Annotated in this window: 1 protein-coding gene; it reads right to left on the bottom strand. The window is 58.0% G+C overall.

The window, feature by feature from the left end; translation table 11 throughout:
• Positions 1 to 82: 82 nt before the first annotated feature.
• On the bottom strand, positions 83 to 536 hold a 454-nt coding region (locus ACZBJS_RS42720; protein WP_316399571.1), incomplete at its 5' end, for an ATP-binding protein.

Below are 536 nucleotides of genomic sequence, written 5' to 3'. Positions count from 1 at the left end.
GTTTCGCTAACTGACGGACAGCAGTTTCGCTAAATCGCGGACAGCGTGGCGGCGCTGGCTTTTGGTTGCCTGGTTGTTGAAGTCAGTTGATATTCGTTTCGCTGTTTTCGACGTCGGTCAAGGGGCGCGCGGCTTTTTTCCTTCGCATGCTGTCGCCTTCGAGGGCGATACGGTGGGAGTTGTGGATGATCCGGTCGAGGATAGCATCTGCGATGGTTGGCTCGCCGATCATGTCGTGCCATTGGGCAACGGGCAGCTGAGCGGTAATCAAGGTCGATTTGCGCCTGTAGCGCTCTTCGAAGATTTCGAGGAGATCAAGGCGCTGCTGGTCATTGAGGGTGTGGGTGCCCCAATCGTCGAGGATGAGCAACTGGACCCGTCCAAGCTTATCGATGAGGCGCGGGAAGCGACCATCGAGACGGGCCATGGCGAGGTCTTCGAACAAGCGCGGCATACGCAAATAAAGGACGGAATGATCGAGCCTGGCCGCCTGGCGTCCGAAGGCACATGCCAACCAGGTTTTGCCAGTCCCGGTC

This window comes from Bradyrhizobium sp. KZN70725, from assembly GCF_055264925.1.
This window is presented reverse-complemented; position numbering and strand designations above follow the sequence as displayed.